The organism is Pseudarthrobacter chlorophenolicus A6, from assembly GCF_000022025.1.
Classification (GTDB): Bacteria; Actinomycetota; Actinomycetes; order Actinomycetales; family Micrococcaceae; genus Arthrobacter; species Arthrobacter chlorophenolicus.
Window position 1 is genome coordinate 676,344 of the sequence record NC_011886.1, and the last position, 25,000, is coordinate 701,343.

27 protein-coding genes and 1 pseudogene are annotated in these 25,000 nt (G+C 66.5%); 15 read left to right on the forward strand and 13 right to left on the reverse strand.

Annotated features, from left to right (window positions below):
* Nucleotides 1-77 precede the first annotated feature (77 nt).
* The 4 genes and pseudogenes from ACHL_RS03150 to ACHL_RS03165 all read left to right on the forward strand — a co-directional run bounded on the left by ACHL_RS03150 (nucleotide 78) and on the right by ACHL_RS03165 (nucleotide 4,416).
* On the forward strand, nucleotides 78-1,577 hold the full coding sequence (locus ACHL_RS03150) for a CoA-acylating methylmalonate-semialdehyde dehydrogenase (RefSeq protein ID WP_015935854.1): 1,500 nt from the start codon (nucleotides 78-80) through the stop codon (nucleotides 1,575-1,577).
* Nucleotides 1,577-2,691 (forward strand): annotated as a pseudogene (locus ACHL_RS03155) (enoyl-CoA hydratase/isomerase family protein). Before ACHL_RS03150 ends, ACHL_RS03155 begins: the two are co-directional and overlap by 1 nt.
* Nucleotides 2,684-3,643, forward strand: a complete 960-nt coding sequence (mmsB, locus tag ACHL_RS03160; protein ID WP_015935856.1) for a 3-hydroxyisobutyrate dehydrogenase — start codon at nucleotides 2,684-2,686, stop codon at nucleotides 3,641-3,643. Before ACHL_RS03155 ends, mmsB begins: the two are co-directional and overlap by 8 nt.
* Nucleotides 3,640-4,416 (forward strand): enoyl-CoA hydratase, encoded by a 777-nt coding sequence (locus ACHL_RS03165; RefSeq protein WP_015935857.1) that lies wholly within the window; start codon nucleotides 3,640-3,642, stop codon nucleotides 4,414-4,416. The genes mmsB and ACHL_RS03165 overlap by 4 nt, the downstream gene beginning before the upstream one ends.
* Here the strand turns inward: ACHL_RS03165 and ACHL_RS03170 are convergent.
* Nucleotides 4,403-5,377, reverse strand: a complete 975-nt coding sequence (locus tag ACHL_RS03170; RefSeq protein WP_015935858.1) for an NAD(P)/FAD-dependent oxidoreductase — start codon at nucleotides 5,375-5,377, stop codon at nucleotides 4,403-4,405. The genes ACHL_RS03165 and ACHL_RS03170 overlap by 14 nt on opposite strands.
* Before the next feature lie 66 nt (nucleotides 5,378-5,443).
* Here ACHL_RS03170 and ACHL_RS03175 point away from each other — a divergent pair, with 66 nt between their 5' ends.
* Both ACHL_RS03175 and ACHL_RS03180 read left to right on the forward strand, forming a co-directional pair.
* Nucleotides 5,444-6,040, forward strand: coding sequence for a helix-turn-helix domain-containing protein (locus tag ACHL_RS03175; RefSeq protein WP_015935859.1), 597 nt, complete (start codon nucleotides 5,444-5,446; stop codon nucleotides 6,038-6,040).
* A 98-nt stretch (nucleotides 6,041-6,138) separates the two neighbouring features.
* Entirely contained in the window at nucleotides 6,139-6,792 is a 654-nt protein-coding gene (locus tag ACHL_RS03180; RefSeq protein WP_015935860.1) for a DedA family protein, read from the forward strand.
* Nucleotides 6,793-6,798: 6 nt separating this feature from the next.
* On the opposite strand, the gene ACHL_RS03185 is transcribed toward ACHL_RS03180, so the two are convergent.
* Nucleotides 6,799-7,311, reverse strand: coding sequence for a MarR family winged helix-turn-helix transcriptional regulator (locus ACHL_RS03185; protein ID WP_015935861.1), 513 nt, complete (start codon nucleotides 7,309-7,311; stop codon nucleotides 6,799-6,801).
* A gap of 66 nt (nucleotides 7,312-7,377) precedes the next feature.
* Between ACHL_RS03185 and ACHL_RS03190 the strand changes: the two genes are divergently transcribed.
* Entirely contained in the window at nucleotides 7,378-8,568 is a 1,191-nt protein-coding gene (locus ACHL_RS03190) for an acyl-CoA dehydrogenase family protein (protein ID WP_015935862.1), read from the forward strand.
* Between the two features lie 16 nt (nucleotides 8,569-8,584).
* Here ACHL_RS03190 and ACHL_RS03195 read toward each other — a convergent pair whose 3' ends face one another.
* The 5 genes from ACHL_RS03195 to ACHL_RS03215 form a co-directional block, all read right to left on the reverse strand.
* A complete protein-coding gene (locus ACHL_RS03195) occupies nucleotides 8,585-9,370 on the reverse strand; it encodes a MerR family transcriptional regulator (protein ID WP_015935863.1) in 786 nt (261 codons plus the stop codon).
* A gap of 77 nt (nucleotides 9,371-9,447) precedes the next feature.
* Complete coding sequence (locus tag ACHL_RS03200) at nucleotides 9,448-9,768, reverse strand: hypothetical protein (protein WP_015935864.1); 321 nt, start codon at nucleotides 9,766-9,768, stop codon at nucleotides 9,448-9,450.
* Nucleotides 9,769-9,899: 131 nt separating this feature from the next.
* A complete protein-coding gene (locus ACHL_RS03205) occupies nucleotides 9,900-10,103 on the reverse strand; it encodes a cold-shock protein (protein WP_013599688.1) in 204 nt (67 codons plus the stop codon).
* 130 nt (nucleotides 10,104-10,233) lie between these two features.
* Entirely contained in the window at nucleotides 10,234-10,860 is a 627-nt protein-coding gene (locus tag ACHL_RS03210) for a response regulator (protein WP_015935865.1), read from the reverse strand.
* Entirely contained in the window at nucleotides 10,857-12,059 is a 1,203-nt protein-coding gene (locus ACHL_RS03215) for a sensor histidine kinase (RefSeq protein WP_015935866.1), read from the reverse strand. The genes ACHL_RS03210 and ACHL_RS03215 overlap by 4 nt, the downstream gene beginning before the upstream one ends.
* Nucleotides 12,060-12,257: 198 nt before the next feature.
* Between ACHL_RS03215 and ACHL_RS03220 the strand changes: the two genes are divergently transcribed.
* Nucleotides 12,258-12,827 carry a GlcG/HbpS family heme-binding protein gene (locus ACHL_RS03220; protein WP_015935867.1) on the forward strand — a complete coding sequence of 190 codons (570 nt, stop codon included), beginning with the start codon at nucleotides 12,258-12,260 and terminating at the stop codon, nucleotides 12,825-12,827.
* A 9-nt stretch (nucleotides 12,828-12,836) separates the two neighbouring features.
* Entirely contained in the window at nucleotides 12,837-13,559 is a 723-nt protein-coding gene (locus ACHL_RS03225; protein WP_015935868.1) for an ankyrin repeat domain-containing protein, read from the forward strand.
* 150 nt (nucleotides 13,560-13,709) lie between these two features.
* Here the strand turns inward: ACHL_RS03225 and ACHL_RS03230 are convergent, their stop codons facing one another.
* From ACHL_RS03230 to ACHL_RS03245, 4 genes are read right to left on the reverse strand one after another with little or no spacing between them, the layout of a single operon-like run.
* Nucleotides 13,710-14,903 (reverse strand): acetyl-CoA acetyltransferase, encoded by a 1,194-nt coding sequence (locus ACHL_RS03230; RefSeq protein WP_015935869.1) that lies wholly within the window; start codon nucleotides 14,901-14,903, stop codon nucleotides 13,710-13,712.
* Nucleotides 14,900-15,583 (reverse strand): CoA transferase subunit B, encoded by a 684-nt coding sequence (locus ACHL_RS03235; protein ID WP_015935870.1) that lies wholly within the window; start codon nucleotides 15,581-15,583, stop codon nucleotides 14,900-14,902. The genes ACHL_RS03230 and ACHL_RS03235 overlap by 4 nt, the downstream gene beginning before the upstream one ends.
* A 55-nt stretch (nucleotides 15,584-15,638) precedes the next feature.
* The gene (locus ACHL_RS03240) at nucleotides 15,639-17,078 is read right to left on the reverse strand and encodes a short-chain fatty acid transporter (protein WP_015935871.1); all 1,440 of its coding nucleotides are present in this window, start codon (nucleotides 17,076-17,078) and stop codon (nucleotides 15,639-15,641) included.
* Between the two features lie 53 nt (nucleotides 17,079-17,131).
* Nucleotides 17,132-17,848, reverse strand: coding sequence for a CoA transferase subunit A (locus ACHL_RS03245; RefSeq protein ID WP_015935872.1), 717 nt, complete (start codon nucleotides 17,846-17,848; stop codon nucleotides 17,132-17,134).
* Nucleotides 17,849-18,025: 177 nt separating this feature from the next.
* On the opposite strand from ACHL_RS03245, the gene ACHL_RS03250 reads away from it, so the two are divergent.
* Nucleotides 18,026-18,817 (forward strand): IclR family transcriptional regulator, encoded by a 792-nt coding sequence (locus ACHL_RS03250; RefSeq protein WP_015935873.1) that lies wholly within the window; start codon nucleotides 18,026-18,028, stop codon nucleotides 18,815-18,817.
* A gap of 123 nt (nucleotides 18,818-18,940) precedes the next feature.
* On the opposite strand, the gene nadE is transcribed toward ACHL_RS03250, so the two are convergent.
* Complete coding sequence (gene nadE, locus ACHL_RS03255; RefSeq protein ID WP_015935874.1) at nucleotides 18,941-19,774, reverse strand: ammonia-dependent NAD(+) synthetase; 834 nt, start codon at nucleotides 19,772-19,774, stop codon at nucleotides 18,941-18,943.
* A gap of 74 nt (nucleotides 19,775-19,848) precedes the next feature.
* Between nadE and pyrE the strand changes: the two genes are divergently transcribed.
* From pyrE to ACHL_RS03275, 4 genes are all read left to right on the forward strand, one after another.
* Complete coding sequence (gene pyrE / locus ACHL_RS03260; protein WP_015935875.1) at nucleotides 19,849-20,433, forward strand: orotate phosphoribosyltransferase; 585 nt, start codon at nucleotides 19,849-19,851, stop codon at nucleotides 20,431-20,433.
* A gap of 173 nt (nucleotides 20,434-20,606) precedes the next feature.
* Nucleotides 20,607-21,374, forward strand: a complete 768-nt coding sequence (locus ACHL_RS03265; RefSeq protein WP_015935876.1) for a GAF and ANTAR domain-containing protein — start codon at nucleotides 20,607-20,609, stop codon at nucleotides 21,372-21,374.
* Between the two features lie 132 nt (nucleotides 21,375-21,506).
* Nucleotides 21,507-22,148: a hypothetical protein gene (locus ACHL_RS03270; RefSeq protein WP_015935877.1), complete on the forward strand. Its 642-nt coding sequence runs from the start codon at nucleotides 21,507-21,509 to the stop codon at nucleotides 22,146-22,148.
* Between the two features lie 84 nt (nucleotides 22,149-22,232).
* Nucleotides 22,233-23,273: an alpha/beta fold hydrolase gene (locus ACHL_RS03275; RefSeq protein WP_015935878.1), complete on the forward strand. Its 1,041-nt coding sequence runs from the start codon at nucleotides 22,233-22,235 to the stop codon at nucleotides 23,271-23,273.
* On the opposite strand, the gene ACHL_RS03280 is transcribed toward ACHL_RS03275, so the two are convergent.
* Nucleotides 23,270-24,100 (reverse strand): HAD-IIA family hydrolase, encoded by an 831-nt coding sequence (locus ACHL_RS03280; RefSeq protein ID WP_015935879.1) that lies wholly within the window; start codon nucleotides 24,098-24,100, stop codon nucleotides 23,270-23,272. The genes ACHL_RS03275 and ACHL_RS03280 overlap by 4 nt on opposite strands.
* Nucleotides 24,101-24,173: 73 nt before the next feature.
* Between ACHL_RS03280 and ACHL_RS03285 the strand changes: the two genes are divergently transcribed.
* Nucleotides 24,174-24,863 carry a TrmH family RNA methyltransferase gene (locus ACHL_RS03285; RefSeq protein WP_015935880.1) on the forward strand — a complete coding sequence of 230 codons (690 nt, stop codon included), beginning with the start codon at nucleotides 24,174-24,176 and terminating at the stop codon, nucleotides 24,861-24,863.
* Nucleotides 24,864-25,000 lie beyond the last annotated feature (137 nt).

Consider the following 25,000-nt stretch of genomic DNA (forward strand, 5'->3'; position numbering starts at 1 on the left):
TAGGAAGTCCGAGTATATTCGCAACCAGAATGACCTGGGTCACGAAAGCCGGATTACATGCGAAGGGGCATCCAGCCATGGTGCGCGAGCTTTCCCATTACATCGGCGGCCGCCACGCCAGCGGAACTTCCGGTCGGTTCGGTGATGTTCTCAACCCGTGCACCGGCGAAGCGCAGGCACGCCTGCCGCTCGCGGACCGGGACGAAGTGCAGTCCGCGGTGGCTGCCGCCGTGGAGGCGCAGCCGGAATGGGCGGCACTGAACCCCCAGCGGCGAGGCCGGATCCTGTTGAAGTTCGTGGACCTGGTGAACCGGAACATGGACGAACTGGCCAAACTGCTGTCATCCGAACACGGCAAGACCCTGGCCGATTCCGTCGGTGACATCCAACGCGGGCTGGAGGTGGTGGAGTTTGCCGCCGGCGCGCCGCACCTGCTCAAGGGCGAGTTCTCCAGCGACGCCGGCCAGGGGATCGACATCCACTCGCTGCGGCAACCGCTGGGTGTGGTGGCCGGCATCACCCCCTTCAACTTTCCAGCCATGATCCCGCTCTGGAAGTCCGGCCCCGCCCTCGCCGCCGGCAACGCCTTCGTGCTCAAACCTTCGGAACGGGACCCCTCGGTGCCGCTGCGGCTCGCGGAACTGTACAGCGAAGCGGGTGTTCCCGATGGTGTCTTCAGCGTGGTGAACGGGGATAAGGAAGCTGTGGATGCCCTCCTCGAGGATCCCCGCGTTCAAGCAGTCGGTTTTGTGGGCTCCACACCCATCGCCCAGTACATTTACGCCACCGCCGCCGCCCACGGAAAGCGGGCCCAGTGCTTCGGCGGGGCCAAGAACCACATGGTGGTGATGCCGGACGCTGACCTGGACCAGGCGGCAGATGCCCTCATCGGTTCAGGCTACGGCTCGGCAGGAGAGCGCTGCATGGCCATTTCCGTGGCCGTGCCGGTGGGGGAGGACACGGCCAACCGGCTGGTGGCCCGGCTGGAACAACGCGTCCGGAAGCTCACGGTAGGCCATAGCCTCGCCGAAGACTCGGACTTTGGGCCAGTGGTGTCCGCCGCGGCGAGGGACCGCATCGAGGGACTGATCAGTTCAGGCGTGGACGACGGCGCCACCCTCCTCGCCGACGGACGCGGCCTCACTGTAGACGGCTACACAGGCGGTTTCTGGGTGGGGCCGACACTCTTCGACCACGTGACCCCGGACATGGCCATCTACCGCAACGAAATCTTCGGCCCTGTCCTGAGCGTGGTCCGGGCCGCCACCTACGACGACGCGCTCCGGCTCTGCACCGACAACCCGTTCGGCAACGGCGTGGCCATCTTCACGCGCGACGGCGATTCCGCCCGGGATTTCGCCACCAGGGTGGACGTGGGCATGGTGGGCGTCAACGTCCCCATTCCGGTGCCACTGGCGTACTACACGTTCGGCGGCTGGAAGGCCTCCGGATTCGGGGACCTGAACCAGCACGGCGCGGACGCCTTCCGCTTCTACACCAAGACCAAGACGGTCACCACGCGGTGGCCCTCGGGAATACGCCACGGAGCCAGCTTCGTGATGCCGGAAGGAAGCTGATGACGGAAACGGCCGCCACACCTGAAGCGGAAGTGCTCTTCACCCGGCGCGGCCGGCTGGCGGTGGCAACGCTCAACCGGCCCAAAGCCGTCAACGCGCTCACTGCCGGGATGGTGGACGCATTGCTGCGGCAGCTCACCGAATGGGCTGAGGACGGCAGCGTCGGCACCGTCCTGGTGCAGGGCGCTGGCGGGCGGGGGTTGTGCGCCGGGGGAGACATCGTGGCGATTTACCGCGACATCCTCCGGGGCGGAGACGACACTGCGGATTTCTGGCAGGCCGAGTACCGGCTGAACTACCTGATCTCCCGGTACCCGAAACCTTACGTGGCACTGATGGACGGCCTTGTGCTGGGCGGCGGCGTGGGAATCTCGGCGCACGGCTCGGTCCGCGTAGTCACCGAGCGGACCAGGACCGGCATGCCGGAGACAACCATTGGATTTGCGCCCGACGTCGGCGGGACGCTTCTGCTGGCCGGCGCACCAGGGGAGGCGGGAACCCATGCAGCCCTCACCGGCGCCCACCTCGACGGCGCGGACGCGCTGTTCCTTGGCCTGGCGGACCGCTACGTCCCGTCCGGCAGGCTCGACGAACTCACGGCGGCGCTGGAAAACGAAACCCCGGAAGACGCCGTCGGACGCTTTGCCGCGGACCCGCCGCCGTCCGGACTTGCCGGGCAACGGCAGTGGATCGACAGCTGCTACGACTCTGCGGACGCGGAAGCGATCGTGGGGCGGCTGCGGGCCTGGGCCGGGGACGGAAGCGCTGAAGCGTCCCACGCCGCGGACACCATCGAGGCGAAGTCCCCCATCTCCGTCAAAGTCACCCTGGCGTCGCTGCGGCGCGTGGCGGGAATGCCGCTGGACCGGGCGCTGGCGCAGGAGTACCGGGTGGGCCTGCGGTTCCTGGCGGCACCCGATTTCCGGGAAGGCATCCGGGCGCAGGTGGTGGACAAGGACCGCACTCCGCACTGGAAGCCGCCCACCCTGGCAGAGGTATCGCCGGAGCAGGTTGAACGTTTTTTGGACCGCTGGGCAGCCGCGAACTGGACCTCGGAACCGGTCCGGAGCATGGGCTGAAAGCGGCACAACAAGAGGAAGCGGACTATGCCTGACACCTACACCGTGGCGTTCCTGGGACTCGGCCACATGGGCGGGCCGATGGCCGTGAACCTGGCCAGGGCCGGGCACCGGGTGGCCGGGTATGACGTCGTGCCGGCCGCCCTGGATGCGGCCCGCTCCGCCGGCGTCCCGGTGGTTGAAAGTGTTGCCGAGGCCGTGCCGGACGCGGACGTGGTGCTCACCATGTTCCCCAGCGGCCGGCATGTCCTTGACGCTTACCGCGGTTCAGGGGGCCAGCCGGGGCTGTTGGCACTGGCCGCACCCGGAACCATGTTCCTGGACTGTTCCACCATCAACGTCGACGAAGCCAGGGAAGCGGCGCAACTGGCGCTCGGTGCCGGCCACCGATCCGTGGACGCTCCCGTCTCAGGCGGCGTGGTGGGCGCCGAAGCCGGATCTCTCACCTTCATGGTGGGCGGTGAAGCGGACGACTTCGACGCCGTCAGGCCACTCCTCGACGCCATGGGCAAACGCATCGTCCACTGCGGAGCCCACGGGGCCGGCCAGGCGGCGAAGGTCTGCAACAACCTGATCCTGGGCGTCTCGATGATCGCCGTCAGTGAGGCCTTTGTCCTCGGCGAGAAGCTGGGGCTCAGCCACCAGGCGCTGTTCGACGTCGCCTCCGCCGCGTCCGGGCAATGCTGGGCCCTGACCACCAACTGCCCGGTGCCCGGCCCGGTTCCCACCAGTCCCGCGAACCGCGACTACCAGCCCGGATTCGCCGGCGCGCTGATGGCCAAGGACCTCAACCTTGCCCTGAACGCCCTGCACAGCACCGGGGTGGCCGGCCGGATGGGCCCGCTTGCCGCAGAAATTTACGATACGTTTGCGGCGGAGGGCGGCGCCGGCCGGGACTTCTCCGCGATCATCAACGACATCCGCGAAAGATCCGGCACAACGCCGCACAAGACCGCAACAGCGCACGACGACGGGAGTCCTGAATGACGGAGTACGCCAACATCCTGGTGGAACAGCGCGGCAGGGTGGGGCTGGTGACGCTTAACCGGCCCCAGGCGCTGAACGCACTGAACAAAGCCACCATGGAGGAACTGGTGCACGCCGTCAGCGCCATGGACTCAGACCCCGGAACCGGGGCCGTGGTGATCACCGGCTCCGGAAAAGCCTTCGCGGCCGGTGCCGACATCAAGGAGATGGCCGCCCAGGGCTACATGGACATGTACGCCGCGGACTGGTTCCGCGGCTGGGAAGACTTCACCCGGCTCCGTATCCCCACCATTGCTGCCGTATCCGGCTTTGCCCTGGGCGGCGGCTGCGAACTGGCCATGATGTGCGATCTCCTTATCGCCGGGGACAACGCCAGGTTCGGCCAGCCCGAAATCAACCTGGGCGTCCTTCCCGGCATGGGCGGCTCGCAGCGGCTCACCCGGGCCGTGGGCAAGGCCAAAGCCATGGACCTGATCCTCACCGGGCGGTTCATCGGCGCCGAGGAGGCCGAGCGGTCCGGGCTGGTTTCCCGCGTGGTACCCGCAGAAGACGTGGTGGCAGAAGCCATCAAAGCCGCCGAAGTAATTGCCGGGAAATCAAAGCCTGTGGCGATGGCCGCCAAGGAAGCCGTGAACGCCGCCTTCGAAACCGGGCTGGCCCAGGGTGTCCTGTTCGAGCGCCGGCTCTTCCACTCCCTGTTCGCCACCGAGGACCAGAAGGAAGGCATGGCGGCGTTCACGGAGAAGCGCGAACCGGATTTCAGGCACCGGTAACGGCCAGCGACTCCCGGTAGGCCGTGAGGTCGTGTTCCATTTCCTCGGCCATCAGGGAGTTGTTGATGATCACTGCTGTCCACGATGCAGCGGCAGCGGACGCCAGGACCTGCGCCCGCATGTCCGTGACGTTGCCGGCGGCCCAGACGCCGGGCACTGACGTGGCGCCTTCGGCATCGGTTTCCAGGTAGTCCCCGATGCCCAGGGGATGCGGAACCGCAGCCAGGCTAAGGCCGCTGAACGCGTCGAGGCGGGCGTGCACCCGCGTACCCACCACGACGGCGTCCACGGCCACCTCCGGGCCGCCCGCCAGCACTACGGCCTTGAGCGCATCGCCGTGGACCCGCAGGGTCTCGACGGCACCGGGAACCACCTTGACGCCACGGGCAGCCAACTGCTCCAGTTCGTCCTCCGAGGGCTCCACCACGTCGCTGAGGAACAGGGTGATGTTGCTGCTCCATTGCCGGAACAGCAGGGCCTGGTGCACAGACCACGGGCCGGTGCCCAGAACGCCGATGGCCCGGTCCCGGACCTCCCATCCATGGCAGAACGGGCAATGCAGCACGTCCCGGCCCCAGCGCTCGCGCAGGCCGGGGATGTCCGGCAGTTCGTCCACCAGGCCCGTGGTGATCAGGAGCCGCCGCCCGCGAAGCAGCCGGCCGTCGTCGAGCGTGACCTCGAAGCCCTGATCCACGCCGCCTCCGGCAGCCACCACCGTGCCGTTGATGATGTCCGCGCCGTAGTGCCGCGCCTGGTCGCGGCCGGTGGCGAGGAGTTCTGCCGGGCTGATTCCGTCGCGTGACAGGAAGCCGTGCACGCCATGCGCCGGGGCGTTGCGCGGCTCGCCGCTGTCCACCACCGCCACGCGGCGGCGCGTCCGGCCGAGCATCAGGGCGGCACTCAGGCCGGCGGCTCCGCCGCCAACAACCAGCACATCGTAAAAAGGGTTCTGTTCAGTCATGCGTTCATCGTGCGTCCCGCCCCCACTTCCTGGCAAAGTATTTTGCCGGTATGGCAAAATTGACGGATGGAAGAAAACCTCGACGACGTCCTTGCTGCCGTCGGCCCGCGGCTGAAGGCGTTACGCCTGCGCAGGGATGTCACTCTTACGGCGCTCGCAGCCGCCACGGGCATTTCCGTCAGCACGCTCTCCAGGCTCGAATCGGGCCAGCGGCGGCCCAACCTCGAACTCCTGCTTCCCCTCGCGCAGGCCCACCAGGTGCCCCTCGACGAATTGGTCGGGGCTCCTGCCACGGGGGACCCGAGGGTACATCTGCGCCCCATGACCGCCCACGGCATGACTATCATTCCCCTGACGCGGAAGCCGGGCGGTGTCCAGGCGTACAAGCACATCGTTCCCGCAGGCCCGGTGGAGGAACCCAACCCGCAGGTCCATGAGGGTTATGAGTGGCTCTATGTGCTGAACGGCAAACTGCGGATGGTCCTGGGCGCCCGGGACCTGGTCCTGGGGGCGGGCGAAGCAGTGGAATTCGACACCCGGGTGCCGCACTGGTTCGGCCGGGCCGATGGCCAGGCCGTGGAGTTCCTGAGCCTGTTCGGCTCCCAGGGCGAGCGTATGCACATCCGGGCCCGCCCGGCAGCCGGAAAATCCACGGGGATGTAGCCCCCACCACGCTGCCAGCGGGCGTTCAGGTCCGTAAGGTAAAACAGGACTTTCAGGGATATGGTCGCGGAACGCAGGGGAAATCGGGGGAACGGCCTATGTGGGCAACAGCGGCAGATGGAGCGGGCGCAGCGGAAGGCCTGGGCGGGCTGGTGGGTGCAGCGGCCCAAGTGATCGAAAACCTCGGCGAATGGGGCGTGGGCGCGTTCACCCTCGCCGAGACCGTGGTCCCGCCCATACCCAGCGAGGTCATCCTGCCGCTGGCCGGCTACCTCGCCAAACAGGGCTCCCTGAACCTGGGGCTCATCTTCGTCACCAGTACGCTGGGCGCCTACCTCGGAGCCCTCCTCCTGTACTGGCTCGGTGCCAAGCTGGGGCTGGAGCGGTCCATCCGCGGCCTGTCGAAGCTGCCGCTGGTGGACCGTGAGGACTTCGAAAAGGCGGCGGGCTGGTTCACCCGTCATGGCAGGTCCTCGATCTTCTTTGGCCGGCTCCTGCCCGGCGTCCGCAGCCTGATCTCGCTTCCTGCCGGGGCGGCGGCGATGCCGCTCCTCACCTTTTCCGTCTTTACCCTGGCCGGGAGCGCACTGTGGAACGGAGCCCTGATCGGGTTCGGGTACCTGCTGGGAACGCAGTACCACCTGATTGAGGGCTACTCGAAGTACCTGAACTACGCCGTTTACGCCGCACTCGCCGTCGCCCTGGCCTGGCTGGTGGTCCGTCGGGTGAAGCGGGCGAAGGCAGATCGCTGACAGCTTTCAGGGACTGTCCTCGAAGTCACCCGACCCCCTGCGGAAGTCGCCCAGGATCCGGATCAGTGCGTCAACGTCCTCGGGCGGAAATCCCGGCTCGCTGAAGACCTGGCTGTTGAGGGCCGCCGTCGAACGCTGAGCCACGGTACGGCCCTCCGGGGTGAGGCCCACCAGTGTGGTGCGGCCGTCGGTGGGGTGCGGTGAGCGGGCCACCAGGCCAGCGCGCTCCAACCGGTCCACGGCATTCGTGACCGACGTCGGATGCACCTGAAGCAGGGCGCTCGCCTTGTTCATCGGCAAGGCACCCTTCCGGGCGAAACTCAAAAGCGCCAGCAGCTCATACCGGGCGAAGGTCAGGCCAAACGGCTTGAGGGCCGCTTCGATCCTGGCAAGGAGGATCTGCTGGGTCCGCATAATCGCCGTGATGGCCGCCATAGGTGCAGCGACATCGGGCCAGCCGTGGTCCTCCCAGTTCCGCCGGGCCTCGGCAATCGGATCCCGGGATAACGGTGTGCCCATAGCCAGCCCCTTTCCGGAAAACCTGTGAATATACTAGGACATCCAACCGTTTGGAAGGGAGGCGTTATGCCCGGACCCTCCCATGGCGGCCCGGCAGGGATCCCCTATCCGGATGCGGATCTCCTGCACATCGTGCGGCTCCTTCCGCCCTTGGAGCAGGCCAGGTACGCGGACATTCGGAACTACCTGCAGTCCACCGTCAGGCCGGCCTCCATCGGCTACTGGAACCGGGAAGAGTTCCCGCGCGATGTTGTGGCCGGGATGGGCGCCCGCGGGCTGGGTGAGTTGCAGCTGGACGGCAGCTCCGCCCTGTTCAAAGGCCTCATGTACGTGGAACTGGCCAGGGCCGACGTCTCGCTTTCCGCCTTGGCCGGGATCCACAACGAACTCATCGTCGGCACCATCCATGAGTTGGGTTCCGACGAGCAGAAGCGCAGGTGGCTCCCCGGGCTGAGGACTTTTGCGCAGCTGGGAGCCTTCGCCCTTACCGAACCTGCGCATGGCTCGGACATTTCCCGCGGTCTCGAAACAACTGCCCGGCGGGACGGCGGCGAGTGGGTACTCAATGGCACCAAGCGCTGGATCGGTAACGGGACAATCGCGGACGTCGCCCTGGTCTGGGCCCGGGACACGGCTGACGGGCACCTCAAATGCTTCCTCGTTGAAACGGACCGGCCCGGCTACTCCGCCGCCAGGATTGAACACAAGATCGGCCTGCGGATCATGCAGAATGCCGACATCAGGCTGGAAGACGTGCGCCTGCCGGAGGCCAACCTCCTGCCCGGGGCGTCAAGCTTCGCCTCGGCCAACGCATTGCTCCGCGACTCGCGGGCCTGGGTGGGCTGGCAGGCCGCCGGCATCCAGTTCGCTGCCTTCGATGTGGCCCGCAGCTACACGCTGGACCGCCGCCAGTTCGGCAGGGAACTGGCGGGGTTCCAGCTGGTCCAGCAGCAGCTCGCGGACATTCTGGGTAACGCTGCGGCTTCACTGGCCCTGATGGTGCAGCTGGCCCGGCTGCAGGAGGACGGGCTGCTGGAGATGGTGCAGGCGGCCATGGCCAAGGCCACCACCACCAGGCTTGCCAGGGCCTCGGTGGCGATGGGGCGCTCGCTGCTGGGCGGCAACGGAATCACCAGCGACCACACGATGGCCAAGCTGTTCGCGGACGCCGAGATCCTGTACACGTACGAGGGCACCTACGAGATCAACTCGCTTTTGGTGGGAAGGGCCGTTACGGGAATCCAGGCGTTCACCTAGGGCCCGGGCGGCTCCGCTACAGGTTCCTATCCGCGTAGGTCCGCAGCGCGTCCCGGACAAAGGTGGCTCCGGCCTCGCCCCCGTAGTTGGCAGCGAACCGTGGATCTGCCACGTACATGTCCGCCAGGCCGGCGACGTAGCCTTTGATGTCCCCGCCGGCCTCTGCCGCGGGCGTGCCCGGAATTGATCGGAGCCAGGCCACGTGCCTGGCGGCCAGGTCCTGGGCTTCGTCACTGCCGGGAGCCACCCCGGAGCCTGCTGCTGCCTGCCAGTCCCGGCCCAGTCCTTCCGAGCGGGACTTCCACTCCCGTTTTTCGGCCGCGTCCATTCCGCGCCACCACGCGTCACTTTTCGCGTAGGCGTCCTTACCCCACCGTTCTTCCACTTCGTCCTTGTACTGCGTGTGGTCGAAGCCATCAAACATCTTCTCTGCCACGAGATTTCCTCCTTGTTGCATTGTTTCGATGGTTTGGCGGACGGACCGGACCTGCCGGGCCAGGCGTTCCTGTTCCTGGTCCAGCCACTCAAGGTGGCGGGTCAGTGCCCGGACGGGGTCCGCCTGGTGCCGGAAGACCTCGGCGATGGCCGGCAGGCCCAGGCCCAGCTCCCGGAGGAGCAGGATCCGCTGCAGCTGCAGGAGGGCTCCGCCGTTGTAGTAGCGGTAGCCGTTGCTGCCCACCCTGGTGGGCTTCAGCAGGCCGATGTCGTCGTAATGGCGGAGGGTACGGCTGGTGGTTCCCGCCATCCTGGCTACGTCCTGGATGGGCCAGTCGCCGGCCCGGTCCTCCCCGGTTGCTTCCATGCTTCGAGCGTAGAGGTTGACGCAGCGTCAAGGTCAAGAGGGTACGTGAACGGTAACCAAAAGGGTTGCGCGGGCGGTCAGCGGGTGCGGCGGTGGCGCGCCTGGGCCACCAGCCGGGTGAAGGAGAAGACAAAGACGGCCTCGATCAGGACCATGAGTGCTGCCAGCAGCCACTGCTGGCGCGCAACGAAGAAGACGCAGCCGGTCAGGACCAGGATGGTGCCCAAAGCGAGGGCGTAGACAGCGAAGCCGACGGCGACACGGGCGCTGCGCACACCGGTGCGGAAACCGAAACCGTGGGGTTCGCCGCCGGGCTGGCCGGGGACGCGGTCCGGCATTCCGGGACCCAGGCTATCGAACTCTTCCCAGGGATCCCTGTCGTCTTCCTTGCCGGTCATGGATCGATTATCCCAAAAGGGACGGACACTATGGGCGGGCGGCAGGCATAACTAAAACAGCGGCCCCACCAACACGAGGTTGGCGGGGCCGCTGCCGGGGCTGATCCGGGAAACCGGGCCGGCCGTAAGACTTAGAGCGGGCGGATGTTCTCTGCCTGCGGACCCTTGGGGCCCTGGGTCACATCGAATTCGACCTTCTGGTTCTCGTCCAGTGAGCGGTAACCGCTGCTGGCGATTGCCGAGTAGTGGGCGAAAACGTCAGCGGACCCGTCATCGGGGGCAATGAAGCCAAAACCCTTTTCGGCGTTGAACCATTTAACTGTGCCTGTTGCCATGGCTGCATTCCTTCATGTGACTCTGATTCTCTCCCCGGATTTCAGCCCGGGGTGTGCGAAGAACGTCCCCCGCAGTCCCAACGTACGGGGCGAATCGCCCCGTTGCAAGGGTAAACGCCACAAACCCGGGTCAGCGCATGCCCTCACGGCGGATAGCGGTGGCGATCGCAGCGGCCCGCGTTTCCACTCCGAGCTTCGAATAGATGTGCGCCAGATGGGTTTTGACAGTGGCTTCCGAGATGAAAAGACGCTGGCCGAGTTCGCGGTTGCTGAGCCCTTGGGTGAGCAGGCTCAAAAGCTCCGCCTCGCGAGGAGTGAGGACCTCCTCCGGGTTGCGGAGTTGCTGGAAGAGCCGCGAAGCCACCGGCGGGCTCATCACGCTCCTGCCCTGCACCGCGCCGCGGACAGCTGCAAAAATCTCTTCCGGCGCGGCGTCCTTCAGCAGGTAACCCATGGCGCCGGCGTCCACGGCCCGCACAATGTCCGCGTCCGAATCGTAGGTCGTGAACACCAGGATGGCCTGCCCGCTGTTGAGCCCCCGGATCCGCCGGATGGCTTCAATGCCGTCCATGCCGTCGCCCATGGCGAGGTCCATGACCACGACGCCTGGCGACAGCTCCCGCACCAGCTCAAGGGCCTGTTCGCCGGACGCCGCTTCGGCCACCACATCGATATCCGGCTGGGTACCCAGCAGGGCGCGCAGCCCGCTGCGCACCACCAGATGGTCATCCACCAGGAGCACGGTGATGGTACTCATGCCTGGCGTCCTTCCGCTGGGGCCACCGGCGGGCCGGCGGGGAGCTGCGCCGCCACGACGGTGCCCTCGCCCGGGGCGCTTTCCACCGAGAACGTCCCGCCAAGCTGTTCCACGCGCTGCCGCATGGCCCGCAGGCCGTACCCTCCGGCGTCCGACGGCGGGGCTGCCGCCGCCGGATCAAAGCCGGCGCCGTCGTCGTACACGTCCAGGGTGACGGCGTCCGGAAGGAACCCTAGGGTCAGGGTGGCGGTGGTTGCGGAGGCATGGAGCCGCACGTTGGACGCTGCACTTTGGACCACACGAAGCAAGGTGTGCCGTACGTCTGCCGCCACCGGCCGTGGTTCGCCGGTGACCAGGAGCCGGGCCTCGGGAAGGTAGCGGCGGGCGGCCGTCAGCAGGGCCTCCGGCAGCGGTGAGCCTTCGAGTCCGGGGGAGGCAAGGTCATGGACCAGGCTTCGGGTTTCGGCCAGGTTGTCCCGCAGCAGGGAAGTGGCCTGCCGCAGGTCGGCGTGGGCGGCAGGTGCGGGCCAGGTGCGCCCGGCGGCCTCAAGCAACAGCAGGCTGCTGGCCAGGCCCTGGGTTACGGTGTCGTGGATCTCGCGGGAAACCCGCTCCCGTTCGGCAATGGTGCCCGCTCGCCGTTCGCTGGCCGCCAGTTGCCCCTGCGCGGTGGAAACCTCGGCGTGCAGCCGCCGCTGCTCCTCCGCATCGCTGCGGATCCGGTCGTGGATGAGGGTGAGCATCGCACCCACGGCCAGGGGGCCAAGCAGCATAGCCAGGTCCGTGCCCCCGCTGAGCCTGAACAGCCCGGCTGCGGTGGAGACGGCGATGATCCCGGCGGCAACGTAGGAAGCAACGCCGCTGATCGCGGCACGGCAGAGGAAGAACAGGGCGAACGAGCACCAGGCAAAGCTGGGTGCAGCGATGACCAGCGCCGCCCAGACGGCCACCAGGGCGGACATCCACGCCAGTCCGGGCAGCCCGCGCCGGGCAAGCACCGCAACTCCCGCGTAGAGCAGGGAGGCTGCCGCGGCAAGGCACAGGACCAGTACATTGTCCGCGGGCGGGTGGCGCATGACGTACCGGACAGTTGACGCCACCAGGAGGACGGCGAATCCCGCATGGACCGCGGTGTCGATGCTGCCCAGGCGTGGCAGCCCGGCAGGCCTCGAGGACTGGTCTGGGCGTGGGGCTGTCATGGAGTTTCCGGTCTGGTGGTGGGAACGCTGCCTTTCCATGCTATTGCCAGCGGCCGGTACGGGTCTCTCATCCATTTGGCTGATATGGCTGCCCTTTGGTCGCAGCAGGGACCATGCAAAGGCCCGATGGCAGGCAAGGCGGTGGCCGGAAGGATTGAGGTGTTCGCAGCAATCCCCTGCCTATCCCAAGGAGCCACCATGAAGCAGTCCCGCACAGCCCTTGCCGCCGCCGCAGCCAGTGCGCTGGTCCTTACCGCCGGGGTCACCGCGGCCGCCAACGCAGGAACAACTCCTGCGCCGGCCGCCGTTCCCGCCGTGGACGTCCAGCCCGCCCCGGAAAACGTCGTCCAGCAGAACCGCATCTCCGTGGGGGCCTCCGCCGCTGCCGTGAACGCCGCGCTTGCCAAGTGCCAGGCGGACAAGCTCCCGTTCGTCACCGTTGCCGTGGTGGATAGGTTCGGCACCGTGCAGGCACTGCTCCGCGGAGACAACGCAGCGGAGCACACCATCGAGGCCGCGAAGCAGAAGGCCTACACAGCCGCCGCATTCGGTACGCCCACCAGCGAGCTGGCCAAGCGGATCAACGGCAACGGTCCGTCCATTGCAGACCTTCCCGGCACCCTGTTTTTGGCAGGCGGCGTCCCGCTCAAGGTCAACGGTGTGTCGGTGGCCGGCATCGGGGTTGGCGGCGCACCCGACGGCGCCCTGGACGAGGCATGCGCCACCGCCGGAGCTGGGGCCATCGCGGGCACCCCTGCCGGAAAGTAGGCTGCCCGTATGAGGCGCAGTGTCTTCGGTGCCCAGGGGTTGCTGGCCGCCGGCGCCCTGGCCCTCATCCTGACGGCGTGCCAAAGTCCCGCTCCGGCACCATCCGGCGGACCGGCGTCGGACGTTCCCTCTCCCGCCACGCCTGGTGCGGTGGTCCCCAGCGGAACCGCCAGCGCCGGAACCGGCCCTACTGCCCCGGAACCGGTGTCATCCCCGCCGTCGCTCTCCGCCGAAGCCCAGGGGACGCTGGACCAGGAACTCATTGCCGCCGCCAAGGCCAACAACGCGGCGCTGGTCCGTGAACTGGTGGGCCGGGGCGGTAACGTCAACGCCAAGGACTCCATCCAGGACTCGGCCTTCCTTTACGCCGGTGCCGAAGGATTCAACGAGGTGCTGCAGCTGACCATGGACGCCGGCGCTGACGTTTCCAGCATCAACCGCTACGGCGGGACTGCCCTGATTCCGGCGAGCGAGCACGGGCATGTGGAAACGGTGAAGATCCTGCTTGCTGCCGGTGTTCCCGTCAACCATGTGAACAACCTGGGCTGGACCGCCATGCAGGAAGCCATCCTCCTGAACAACGGCGGTCCCCGGCAGCAGGAAGTGGTGCGGCTGCTGCTGGAGGCCGGCGGGGACCCGGGCATCCGCGATCCCGAAGGCCGGACGGCGCTGCAGAACGCCGAACGGCTCGGTTTTGCTGAGATCGCTGGCCTGATCCGGAGCCACGGCTAGCCGCCGGCTCCGGCGCTGCAGCCAGCCTGTTGGCGACTGTGGCGCCGGGATTCCCCACCTTTGCCCGCGGACGACGGCGGCGCGCCGCACTTTTGGTGCGACGCGCCGCCGCCGGGCGTGAAAGCCGGGAGATTCAGCGGTGCTGCCGGCTCAGACGGCCTCGAGGATGCTGACGTAGTTGGCGATGCCCACGCCGCCCATGTTCTGGACGGCTGCCCGGCGGGGTGCCGCGAGCTGCATGTCGCCGGCGGTTCCGGTGAGCTGCATGGCCGCCAGTACGTGCTGCGACACTCCGGTGGCACCCACGGGGTGGCCCTTGGACTTGAGGCCGCCGGAGACGTTGACCGGCAGCTTCCCGTCCTTGAATACCCACCCTTCCTCGAGCGCGCGGGCGCCCTGGCCGGGTTCGGTCAGTCCCATGGCCTCATACATGAGCAGTTCGGCGATGGTGAAGCAGTCGTGGACTTCAGCGAGGTCCAGGTCTTCGATCCCGACGCCGGCCATGGCCAGGGCGCGCTGCCACGAGACCCTGGTGGCTTCGAAGGCCGTGGGGTCCCGGCGCTCGGCCGGGAAGAAGTCGTTGGCCTGGCCGAAGCCTGCAAGCCTCACGGCAGGGTTGGCGCCTGCCGTGGGGGAGGTGGAGAGCACGACGGCGGCCGCACCGTCCGAGACGGGGGAGCAGTCGGTGCGGCGCAGGGGATCGGCCACCATCGGGTTCTTGTCCGTCACGGTCCGGCAGAACTCTTCGCCGAGGTCCTTCCGCAGTTGGGCGTAGGGGTTGTCCACGCCGTTGCGGTGGTTCTTGGCGGCGATGCTGCCCAGCACGTCCCCAAGTTTCCCGGCGGCGTCGTAACGTTTGGCGTAGTGCTTGGCCACTTCGGCGAACAGCCCGGTAAAGCCGGTGGTGGATGGCTTGCCGGCCATGTCGTAATCGGCCCCCAGCAGGCCTGCGCCCACCACGTCGGCCCCGGCGTGGGTCATCTTTTCGGCGCCGATCACCAGGACGGTTTTGGCGGTTCCGGCCAGCAGCGACTTGGTGCCCTGCTGGAACGCTGCCGAACCCGAGGCGCAGGCGTTTTCCACGCGCGTGGACGGGACATTGACCAGATCCGGGGAGACCTGCAAAGCCAGCGACGACGGGAAGGCCAGCGGCATCATGCCGGAGTTGAACTGGCCCACGTAGATTTCATCGATCTGCCCGGGCTCCACTCCCGCGCTGGCGATGGCCTCGGTGGCCACCTGCACGATCAGTGATTCCAGCGTGTCGTCGGCGAGTTTGCCGAACTTGCTGTGCCCCCACCCGGTGATCAGGACATCCTTGCCGAACTGTTCCTTCAGGCTCATGCCGCCACTTCCTCGTTCTCGAGGCGGACGTCGAAATCCGCTTCTGTTTTCTCCCGGATGTCCTCCACCGTGACCCCCGGTGCCAGCCGCGTCAGCATAAGCTGCCGCCTGCCGTCGCCCGTTCCTTCCCCATCTTTGACCAGGTCGAAGACGGCGAGGTCGCTGATGATCCGGTCCACACAGCTGAGGCCGGTCAGGGGGAGGGTGCATTCGCGGACGATCTTCGCTGTGCCGTCCTTGGCGTTGTGTTCGGTGAGGACCACCACCCGGGGCGTGCCGGCCACCAGGTCCATGGCCCCGCCCATGCCCTTGACCATCTTGCCGGGAATGGTCCAGTTGGCCAGGTCGCCGTTGCGGGAGACCTGCATGGCGCCCAGGATTGCCACCTTCACGTGGCCGCCGCGGATCATGCCAAAGGACGTGGCGGAGTCGAAGATGCTGCCGCCGGGAAGCACCGTGACGGTCTGCTTGCCGGCGTTGATGAGGTCCGCGTCCTCCTCTCCCTCGTAGGGGAACGGCCCCATGCCGAGGAGTCCGTTCTCGCTCTGCAGGACCACCCGAACGCCGTCGGGCAGGTTGTTGGCCACCAGCGTGGGGATGCCGATCCCCAGGTTGACGTAGTCGCCGTCGTTCAGTTCTTCTGCCGCGATCGCAGCCATTTCATCCCTGGTCCAGGCCATGGTTTCCTCGATTCTCAGTGTCATATCGGTTGTTTGGGGTTGCCGCTTGTTTCAGTCATTTGGGAATGACCGGCGGAACGAACTCGAAGGTCATTCCCAGCAGCCAGGCCAGCAGCAGGACCACCGGAAGGTGGAACAGGAACTGCTGGAAGGTGAAGCCCACCAGGTCCCGGGCGCGCAGTCCCAGCACGGCCAGCAGCGGCAGCATGAAGAAGGGGTTGATGAGGTTGGGCAGGGCCTCGGCCATGTTGTAAATCTGGACTGTCCAGCCCAGGTTCATGTTGACGTCCGTGGCGGACTGCATCACGTAGGGCGCCTCCACCAGCCACTTGCCTCCGCCCGAGGGGACGAACATGCCCAGGAAGGCCGTGTAGAGGGCGATGACAACCGCAAATGCGCCGTTGCTGCCGATGCTAGTGAAGAAGTGGGCCAGGTGCTCGGAGACGGTGAGCCCGTCAGCCCCGGCGGCCTTCGTTAGGATGGCCGCCATGGCTGCGTAGAGCGGGAACTGGACCAGGATTCCGGCGGTGGCGGGCACGGCCTTGGTGACCGCCTGCAGGAACTTCCGGGGAGTGCCGTGCAGCACCAGGCCCAGCATCAGGAACACCAGCAGGTAGCCGTTCAGCGAGCTGACCACCGAGAGGATGGGCAGCGTAAGCAGCTGGGAGACCAGCCAGCCCAGTGTCAGGACACCGGCGATGATGGGGAGGATCCGGCTGTACTCAAGCCATTCACCCGGGCGCGACTTCTCGGCGGGAGCCTCGGGCTCGTCGTCCAGGTCCACGCCCATATCCTCGGCCGTGCGGATGGCTTTTCCCGTGGGGGCCGAGAAGTGCGCGATCACGGTGGTGAGGAGCATGAGGATCACCAGCGTCAGCAGCGACTGCCACGTGAAGATGGTGGTGCCGAAGTCCAGGACCCCGGTGATCTGCAGCAGCGCCGGCGGAATCGATTCCTTTGTTGCCTGCAGCTGCGCGGCTGAGGAGGACAGCCCCAGGGCCCACACTGCCCCGAGCCCCATGAAGGCAGCCGCACCGAGGGCGCGGTAGTCGACCGTGAGGTCCGGACGCCGGGCGATGGCCCGGGCCAGGAGGCCACCGAAGATCAGGCTAAGGCCCCAGTTGATGAACGAGACGGACATCGACATGACGGCCACGAAGCTCACCGCCGTTCGGGCGGATCCCGGAATGACGGCCAGGCGGTTGATGAGCCGGGCAACCGGGGGCGACGTGGCCACCACATAGCCGGTGAGCACCACCATGGCCATCTGCAGGGTGAAGGCGGTGAGGTCCCAGAATCCGTTGCCGAAGGAGTCCACCACCGCCTTGGGGGAAGCCCCAATGGCCAGTGCGGCAATGGCTACCAGGACAACGCCGGCGAGGGCAAAGATGTAGGCGTCCGGGAACCACTTCTGCGTCCATCCGGCGAGGCTTTCCGCCATCCGGGCCAAGCCCTTCTGGCGGACGTCCCCGTCTTGAATCTGCGCGGTGTTCATTGTTGTGTGCTCTCCATTGAGTTGCTGGCGGTTGTTGCGGGTGCCGGCGCCGGTCAGGCTGACACAAGACCGGTGCGTGGCCGCACAGTCCGCTGCTCAATGTCCTTTACCCGGTTGGTTGCCTGCACCAAACGCTGGACGAAGACGCCCGGGGTGACCACGTGGTTGGGGTCCACTTCCCCGGGCTGCAGGATCACCTCGGCCTCGGCGATGGTCAGCTTGCCGGCCGTGGCCACCACGGGATTGAAATTCCGGGCTGTGTAGCGGTAGGCGAGGTTGCCGTCCGTATCGGCGGTACAGGCGTGGACAAGTGCGACGTCTGCAATGATGGCGCGCTCGCGGACGTACGTTTCGCCGTCGAATACTTCCAGCGGCTTTCCTTCCGCTACCAACGTGCCCACGCCGGTCTTCGTGTAGAACGCCGGGATGCCCGCCCCACCCGCCCGGAGCCGCTCCGCCAGGGTGCCCTGGGGCGTGAATTCAACCTCCAGCTTTCCGGCAAGGTACTGCTCGGCGAAGAGTTTGTTTTCCCCCACGTAGGAGGCGATCACTTTGCGGACCTGGCCCGCTTCGATGAGGATGCCGAGGCCCTTACCGTCCACGCCCATGTTGTTGGAGACCACAGTGAGGTTCTGCACGCCGGAGTCACGGACGGCTTCGATCAGGTCTGCCGGAATACCGCTGAGCCCGAAGCCGCCAACGGCGAGGGTCATGCCGTCCTGCAGCACCCCTTCCAGGGCGGCGGCAGCGGAGTCCTGGATTTTGCTCATGGGTGTGTCTCCTCATCGAGATTGTCAGTCCACTTTGTGGACTTGGCTTCTGCATAGGGAGACTACGGTCCCCGTCTCAGGCCCGTCAAGACTACATTCCATGCTTTTGTAGCGCTGTTCTATACTATGGACCCAGAGCAAAAGAGTATCCACAATATGGACGATTGGACCCAATCAATGAGCAATTCTCCCGTGCAGGGCGCCCAGGTGGTCAGCCGCCTCGCAGGCCTGCTGCGGCTGGTTGGCCGCAGCGCCGGGGGCATGCCGCTGGCTGGAATTGTCCGCGAATCGGGCCTCACCCGGCCTACCGTTCACAGGCTTTTGTCCTCCATGGCCGCCGAGGGCCTACTGGACCACGATCCCGCCAACGGCAACTGGGTGCTGGGCCCCGAGATGCTGCTGCTGGGGTCGGTGGCCTCCGCCCGTTTCCCCATGGAGGACATTGCCCGGCCCAGCCTGCGGCGGCTGGCCGAGGCCACGGGCGAGAGTGCCTTCTTCTCCATCCGCCGCGGCACGGAAACGGTCTGCCTGCTGCGGGAGGAAGGCAGTTTCCCGGTACGTTCCTTCGTGCTGCGCGAGGGCGTGCGGTTCCCCTTGGGGGTGGCGTCCGCGGGAACAGCCATCATGGCCTTCCTTCCCGACGGGGAACGGGAAGGGATCCTTCAGGACTGGGAGGCCCACGCGGGAACCTTCGCGGCCGGGCACACCGCCGGCATCGTCCGGGAGAACCTTGAGCGCACCAGGCTGGCCGGCTACTCAGTGAACCCCGGGCTCGTCCTTGAAGGCAGCTGGGGGATGGGCGCCGCCGTGTTCGACAGGTCCGGCAAGCCGGCCTGGGCGCTGTCCCTGACAGGCATCGAGCCGCGTTTCAAGCCCGAACGGCAGGAAGAGCTTGGCGGCCTCCTCCTGGCGGAGGCCCACCGGATCACGCAGCAGTTGGGCGGGGGAGAAGGTGCCTTGCCCCGCTGAGCCTCCCCGGCTTTGCCCACGTACGACGGCGGCGCGCCGCCTTGGTGGGGCGACGCGCCGTCGTGATCCCCCAAAGCAGGGGAATATCAGCGGTGGGAGCCGGGCAGCCGCCCGGCGGGAACTTTAGCGCCCTTCGTCCTTCCACCACGTGTCAAAAACGGTGACGGGGACTGTGCGCTTGTGGCGGGTGCGCAGGTACTTCTGCTCGATGGATTCGGCGACGGACTCCGGAACCTCCCGGCCTTCGAGGTAGTCATCGATCTTGTCGTAGCTGATTCCCAGCTCGTCCTCATCCGTGCGGCCTGGCCGGTCGTCCAGAAGGTCGGCGGTGGGGACTTTCTCCCAGATGCGTGCCGGGGCGCCGAGCTCGGCCAACAGGGCCCGGTTCTGCCGCTTGTTCAAACCGAAGAGCGGCAGGATGTCCGCGCCGCCGTCGCCAAACTTGGTGAAGAACCCGGTAACGGATTCCGCGCCGTGGTCTGTGCCGATCACCAGGTAATTGAACTCACCGGCCAGCGCGTACTGGGCGATCATCCGGGTGCGGGCCTTGGTGTTGCCCTTGTGGAAGTCGGAGATCTCCGAGCCGGCAGTCTTTTCGAACTCATCCTCGAAGCCGTCCACGGCCGCGGAAATGTTGAAGGTCCACTCGGTTTTGGCCTTGATGAAGTCCAGGGCCGCCTGCGCATCTTCCTCGTCATGCTGCACACCGTAAGGCAAGCGGACGGCCACGAAATTGGCTTCCACGCCTTCCGCTTCGAGCTCCTCGACTGCCTGCTGGGCCAGCTTTCCGGCCAGCGAGGAATCGAGCCCTCCGGAGATCCCCAGGACAAAGCCCTTGGTGCCGGTGGCCTTGAGGTACTCCTTGAGGAATGTGACGCGCTTGCGCACCTCCCCTGCGGGATCGATCCGGGGCTGCACGCCCATTTCTTCAATGATGGTGGCCTGGAGTTCGCGCATGTGGTCCACACTAGCCAGCGGCGGCAACACTGCTCAAGCAACCGCACCGGCCCGGCCCCACTAAACTTGAAACCATGACTTCCCCCAGTGAGACTGCAGTGGACTCTGCAGCCGCCCGCGCCCGACTGCTCGAACTCATCAAGGAACTTGCCGTGGTCCGCGGCAAGGTCATCCTCTCCAGTGGCGCGGAGGCGGATTACTACATCGACCTTCGCCGCATCACCCTGCACCACGAGGCGTCCAAGCTGGTGGGCCAGGTCATGCTGAAGATGGCGGACGACGCCGGCATCAGCTTTGAGTGCGCAGGTGGCCTGACCATGGGGGCCGACCCCGTGGGCACCGCCGTCATGCACGCTGCGGTGGACGCCGGCCGCACCGTGGACGCGTTCGTGGTCCGCAAGGCCCAGAAGTCCTACGGCATGGGGCGCCAGGTGGAGGGCCCCTCGGTTGAGGGCCGGAACGTGCTGGTCCTCGAGGATACGTCCACCACCGGCGGATCCGCGCTGACGGCCGTCGAGGGCGTCCGCAAGGCCGGTGGCAACGTTGCGGCCGTGGCAGTGATCGTGGACCGCGATACCGGCGCCAAGGAGAAGATCGAAGCCGAAACCGGTGTGCCCTACCTCTTCGCATTCGGCAAGGACGAACTGGGCCTCGACTAACACCCATCCGCCAGCCCCGGGCAGCAAATGCTGGACCGGGGCCGGCAGCCCGGCCGGGAGGCCGGGCGGGGGAGGGGCGGCACCGAATGAACTGGCCAGCGCACTTGGCCCGGACCGGCAGCTGACCTAATATTTTCGTTAGCCCCACTTAGTACCCCTTGGAGAACGTGCCCATGCCCACCGACGAACAGCCTTTGAGCGCCACCGAGACGGTTCAGGACCTGATCCTGGACAGCTCGGACTTTGAAGAGTTCCTCAATGAGCTCGCACGTTTCTCGGCTCACCAGGTCGCCGGGCTGGGCGATGATGCCCTGTGCGGCATTACGCTGCTGCGTGACAGGAAGGCCGCCACGATCGGCTGGAGCAGCGACTCCGCCCGCGAAGTGGACGAGATCCAGTATTCGCTGTCCCAGGGACCCTGCCTGACCGCCGCCCAGGAAGAACGCGAGATCCACGTTCCGGACCTGCACGAGGAAGAGCGGTGGGGCCCGGAGTACGCCTCCGCTGTAGCTTCCTACGGGCTGCGTTCGGTGTTGTCGCTGCCTTTCAACCTGCAGGGCGACGCGAAGGCGGCGCTCAACCTGTACTCGGATGTCCCGCACAAGTTCGACGAGCGGGCCACAGCGAAGGCCCGCGGCTACACGAGGGAGATTTCCCAGGCCCTGCGGCTGGCCGTGCGCTTCTCCCTCCATACGGACAGCGCAGCCAACCTCCGGGCAACCCTGGAATCGCGCACTATCATCGACATCGCCATTGGTATTGTCATGGCGCAGAACCGGTGCAGCCAGGAAGCGGCCATCAGGATCCTCACCGAGGCGTCCAGCAACAGCAATACAAAATTGCGCGACATCGCCAAATCGTTGGTTGACTCCGTCGGCGGCTCAGGCACGCGTACCTTTTACCAGGAGCCGGGCATCCGCAAGCCTGAACAGTCAGCCTAGGCGGGCTGCCCTTCCGGGCGGCATTGGGGAGGAGCGGTATGGGGCGCCGGAGCGCGGGTTGTGCCGGCACACCATCGGGGATACGCTGACCGTGGTTGAGCCGTCGGCCATAGAACCTCTTTTGGAGTACCTATGGACCGCTCTCTTAATGCGCTCGTTAACCTCGACGTCCCCACTGACATCGTCAGGATCGACGTCCGAGGAAGCCTCACCCACGATTCCCGGCCGGACCTTGTCCACATCATCCGCCGCGTCCGGCGCATGGGCATCCGTGCCCACATCCGCGTCGACCTCTCGCAGGCTGCACTGGTGGAATCCAGTGCACTGGCGGGCCTCCGCAGTGACCTGAACACGATGGACGCCAACACCCTGCCGGGCATCTACGGCTCGGGTGTTTCGCTCCACCTCACGGGTTCACACGACAGGCTGCCGGGCGCACCCATGGCCGGTGCCGAGCCTGTCCAGGACCTCCAGCAACTGCATATCGTCGACGACGACGCCAGCTTCCCGAACCACGGCAGGCCCTTCGGAGAGGGGCACCAGGTAGCGCCGGATGCCGCTCTGGAGGAATTGTTCGGGCGGGCTCTGGTGGAGTACTCCGAACAGGAACTCCTCGCTGCCAGCGACACCCTCTTTGCGCTGCTGGACCACCCCGGGGCCTTCCCCGGCTCCGACCTCCTGGGACGCTACAAGGACATCGGCCGCGAGCTTGGCCGCCGCCAACAGGAGCCGCAGGCGCCGTTCCCGGCAGCGGAGGGCCAGGCCGCCAGCTGATATCCTGCCCCGCCCGGGGCAGTCACCGAATGGTTATCCAAGGCTCCTTGCGGCGGACTCTTCAGTTGTGCCTACGGTAGAGGCGTGCCGTATGAGGGGAAGGTTGATCCGCAGGGCCGGGGCGGGGCAACCGCAGCCCGGCTGCTGTCGCAAGCTGCTGCCCTCAAGCGCTTTTCCCGCCGCAGCTTTTTCACCGCCACGGGCGCGTCAGGGGTCCTTGCCGCAGACATGCTGCTGACCCGCGAGGTGCAGTCGCAGCGCCAGAAGGACAAGATCCTGCCCGTTCCGGACGACTTTGCCGACGCCTACTACCCGGACGCCAGCTGGTTCCTGTTCCCGGGGTACAAGACCAGCTGGGAGGAGGCCCAGTGGATCCTGAACTCCCTCCGCGGTTCGCTGAACAAGCGGGCCAGGCTCGCCGCCGTCGGGTATTCAAACCAGGGGCTGGACATCGACGACATCGTGATCGCCGTCATCGAGTACGTCCGTGAGCAGAAAATCGAAAAACTGTTCTTCTACGGGCACAGTTTCGGCGGAATGGTGGCCACCCAGGTGGCAGCCAGGCTCCTGGAGATCCACGGTGTGCAGGTCCAGTTCGTGGTGCTGGACTCCAGCCCGTACAGCAAGCACGACGTCCTGGACCAGAGCTGGTTCGACGGCGTGGTGTTCCTTTACGAGCGCGGCTTCCGGTTCCCGTCCACCCTCCGCGGCGGCTATGAGCTCGGTGAGCGGGTCATCCACAAGGACGAGCGCAGCTGGCGCCAGATCCTCGACCAGACCCTGGAGCAGCTCTCACCCATCGCGCCGTCAAGCGTGCTGATCCAGACGGAGTCGGCCTACATTTACCACTTCGACGGGTCCCGGTTCGCAGGGAAGATCGGGACCGCGAAGATGGCCTACCTGGGTAATCCCAAGGACCGCACCGTGCGCTACGAATCAGCGGTGGAAGCATGGGCGGTGGCGTTCAAGGACAACATGGTCTCCACCGGACTCCTGACCACCGGGGCCGCACCCGCGCACGCCAGCCCGCAATGGAACCCGCACATCTACCGGCCGCTGCTGGACGGATTGCTGGACGAGCATTTCCCATTGCCGGCCGGCGGCTCCCGGGTAACGGTGTTCTAGAGCTGGTTCTTCAGGTCCGCTACGGAGTTCAGGACCTGGTTGGGCCGGAAGGGGTAGGAGGCGATCTCGTCCCGCTGCGTGATGCCGGTCAGCACCAGGACCGTGTGCAGCCCGGCTTCCATGCCGGCGATGATGTCCGTGTCCATCCGGTCGCCGATCATGGCGGTGGTTTCGGAGTGGGCGTCGATCTGGTTCATGGCTGAGCGGAACATCATCGGGTTGGGCTTGCCAACAATGTAGGGTTCCCGTCCCGTGGCTTTGGTGATCAGCGCCGCGATGGCACCGGTGGCCGGCATGGGACCGTCCTTGGACGGACCGGTGGCATCGGGGTTGGTGGCGATGAAGCGGGCTCCGGCGAGGATAAGGCGGATGGCTGTGGTGATCGCCTCGAAGGAGTAGGTGCGCGTCTCGCCCAGGACAACGAAGTCCGGATCCTGGTCGGTGAGGATGAAGCCGGCCTCATGCAGCGCCGTCGTCAGTCCTGCTTCGCCGATCGTGTAGGCACGGTTTCCGGATCCCGAACCCCGCACCTGGTCCTTCAGGAACTGGGCCGTGGCCAGTGCCGACGTCCAGATGTTCTCTTCAGGGATTTCCAGGCCGGACGCACGCAGCCGGGCCGCAAGGTCGCGGGGCGTGAAGATTGAGTTGTTGGTCAGGACCAGGAAGCGCTTGGACGTGTCCACCCATCGCTGGATGAGCTCGGCAGCGCCCGGCACGGCCTGGTTTTCGTGGACCAGGACACCGTCCATGTCCGTCAGCCAGCACTCAATGTCCTGGCCGCTGCGGTATACCGCCGGCGCGCCCTTGACCTTGTCCGCTTCTGCCATGCCTGCCTCCGAGTGTCGACGCCTGTGGTGAGGGGCGTGATGATTGCCCAAAGGTCCAGTCTAGTGTTGAGGGGTGAACCAAACGCCCGGGACGCCAGACGCGCCGCACCACCCGCCCGAAGAAGCCGAACCAACGGAAGCAGGGGCACCCAGGGCGGAGGTCGGCGTCGGGCCCTGGGAAGGCGAGCTGCCCGAAGGCGACCATTGGGACCCTGACCTGCTGGCGGACGGTGACCGGCGCAACGTGCTGGACAAGTACCGCTACTGGAAGCACGAGGCGATCGTGGCGGAGCTGGATTCGCGGCGGCACAACTTCCACGTGGCCATCGAAAACTGGCAGCACGACCTGAACATCGGCACAGTGGTGCGCACCGCCAACGCCTTCCTCGCCAAGGAGGTGCACATCATCGGACGACGGCGTTGGAACCGGCGCGGAGCCATGGTCACCGACCGCTACCAGCACGTCCGCCACCACCCCACGGTGGAGGATTTCGTCCAGTGGGCGCAGGGGGAGGGGCTGGCGATCATCGGCATCGACATCTTCCCGGACTCCGTGCCGCTGGAGACGTATGAGCTGCCGCGCGACTGTGTGCTCGTGTTCGGGCAGGAAGGACCGGGCCTGACGCCGGAGGTCCATGAAGCAGCCCAGGCCACGCTGTCCATCGAACAGTTCGGTTCCACCCGTTCCATCAACGCTGCCTCCGCGGCAGCGATCGCCATGCACGCATGGGTCCGCCGGCACGTCTTCAACCAGCACGTTTAGGGCTGACTGCGCTGGCCCGTCAGCGAGTGTTACCGACTGCCGACCAGAAACTCGGCGGTGTGGCGGATATCGCTAGGATGGTGCCTAGCCGTAAGCGGTCTACTTGAGGGTCTTCCAACCCACAGACGAAACTCAGC

What these genes read in the sequence shown, in the direction of transcription:
- ACHL_RS03270 (WP_015935877.1), top strand. Translation starts at nt 21,507, where the DNA reads ATGGACCGCTCTCTTAATGCGCTCGTTAACCTCGACGTCCCCACTGAC.
- ACHL_RS03215 (WP_015935866.1), bottom strand. Translation starts at nt 12,059, where the DNA reads ATGACAGCCCCACGCCCAGACCAGTCCTCGAGGCCTGCCGGGCTGCCA.
- pyrE (WP_015935875.1), top strand. Translation starts at nt 19,849, where the DNA reads ATGACTTCCCCCAGTGAGACTGCAGTGGACTCTGCAGCCGCCCGCGCC.
- ACHL_RS03220 (WP_015935867.1), top strand. Translation starts at nt 12,258, where the DNA reads ATGAAGCAGTCCCGCACAGCCCTTGCCGCCGCCGCAGCCAGTGCGCTG.
- mmsB (WP_015935856.1), top strand. Translation starts at nt 2,684, where the DNA reads ATGCCTGACACCTACACCGTGGCGTTCCTGGGACTCGGCCACATGGGC.
- nadE (WP_015935874.1), bottom strand. Translation starts at nt 19,774, where the DNA reads ATGCGCGAACTCCAGGCCACCATCATTGAAGAAATGGGCGTGCAGCCC.
- ACHL_RS03185 (WP_015935861.1), bottom strand. Translation starts at nt 7,311, where the DNA reads ATGGGCACACCGTTATCCCGGGATCCGATTGCCGAGGCCCGGCGGAAC.
- ACHL_RS03165 (WP_015935857.1), top strand. Translation starts at nt 3,640, where the DNA reads ATGACGGAGTACGCCAACATCCTGGTGGAACAGCGCGGCAGGGTGGGG.
- ACHL_RS03210 (WP_015935865.1), bottom strand. Translation starts at nt 10,860, where the DNA reads ATGAGTACCATCACCGTGCTCCTGGTGGATGACCATCTGGTGGTGCGC.
- ACHL_RS03235 (WP_015935870.1), bottom strand. Translation starts at nt 15,583, where the DNA reads ATGGCCTGGACCAGGGATGAAATGGCTGCGATCGCGGCAGAAGAACTG.
- ACHL_RS03230 (WP_015935869.1), bottom strand. Translation starts at nt 14,903, where the DNA reads ATGAGCCTGAAGGAACAGTTCGGCAAGGATGTCCTGATCACCGGGTGG.
- ACHL_RS03280 (WP_015935879.1), bottom strand. Translation starts at nt 24,100, where the DNA reads ATGGCAGAAGCGGACAAGGTCAAGGGCGCGCCGGCGGTATACCGCAGC.
- ACHL_RS03195 (WP_015935863.1), bottom strand. Translation starts at nt 9,370, where the DNA reads ATGGAAGCAACCGGGGAGGACCGGGCCGGCGACTGGCCCATCCAGGAC.
- ACHL_RS03150 (WP_015935854.1), top strand. Translation starts at nt 78, where the DNA reads ATGGTGCGCGAGCTTTCCCATTACATCGGCGGCCGCCACGCCAGCGGA.
- ACHL_RS03200 (WP_015935864.1), bottom strand. Translation starts at nt 9,768, where the DNA reads ATGACCGGCAAGGAAGACGACAGGGATCCCTGGGAAGAGTTCGATAGC.
- ACHL_RS03225 (WP_015935868.1), top strand. Translation starts at nt 12,837, where the DNA reads ATGAGGCGCAGTGTCTTCGGTGCCCAGGGGTTGCTGGCCGCCGGCGCC.
- ACHL_RS03250 (WP_015935873.1), top strand. Translation starts at nt 18,026, where the DNA reads ATGAGCAATTCTCCCGTGCAGGGCGCCCAGGTGGTCAGCCGCCTCGCA.
- ACHL_RS03265 (WP_015935876.1), top strand. Translation starts at nt 20,607, where the DNA reads ATGCCCACCGACGAACAGCCTTTGAGCGCCACCGAGACGGTTCAGGAC.
- ACHL_RS03245 (WP_015935872.1), bottom strand. Translation starts at nt 17,848, where the DNA reads ATGAGCAAAATCCAGGACTCCGCTGCCGCCGCCCTGGAAGGGGTGCTG.
- ACHL_RS03175 (WP_015935859.1), top strand. Translation starts at nt 5,444, where the DNA reads ATGGAAGAAAACCTCGACGACGTCCTTGCTGCCGTCGGCCCGCGGCTG.
- ACHL_RS03190 (WP_015935862.1), top strand. Translation starts at nt 7,378, where the DNA reads ATGCCCGGACCCTCCCATGGCGGCCCGGCAGGGATCCCCTATCCGGAT.
- ACHL_RS03180 (WP_015935860.1), top strand. Translation starts at nt 6,139, where the DNA reads ATGTGGGCAACAGCGGCAGATGGAGCGGGCGCAGCGGAAGGCCTGGGC.
- ACHL_RS03205 (WP_013599688.1), bottom strand. Translation starts at nt 10,103, where the DNA reads ATGGCAACAGGCACAGTTAAATGGTTCAACGCCGAAAAGGGTTTTGGC.
- ACHL_RS03170 (WP_015935858.1), bottom strand. Translation starts at nt 5,377, where the DNA reads ATGACTGAACAGAACCCTTTTTACGATGTGCTGGTTGTTGGCGGCGGA.
- ACHL_RS03240 (WP_015935871.1), bottom strand. Translation starts at nt 17,078, where the DNA reads ATGAACACCGCGCAGATTCAAGACGGGGACGTCCGCCAGAAGGGCTTG.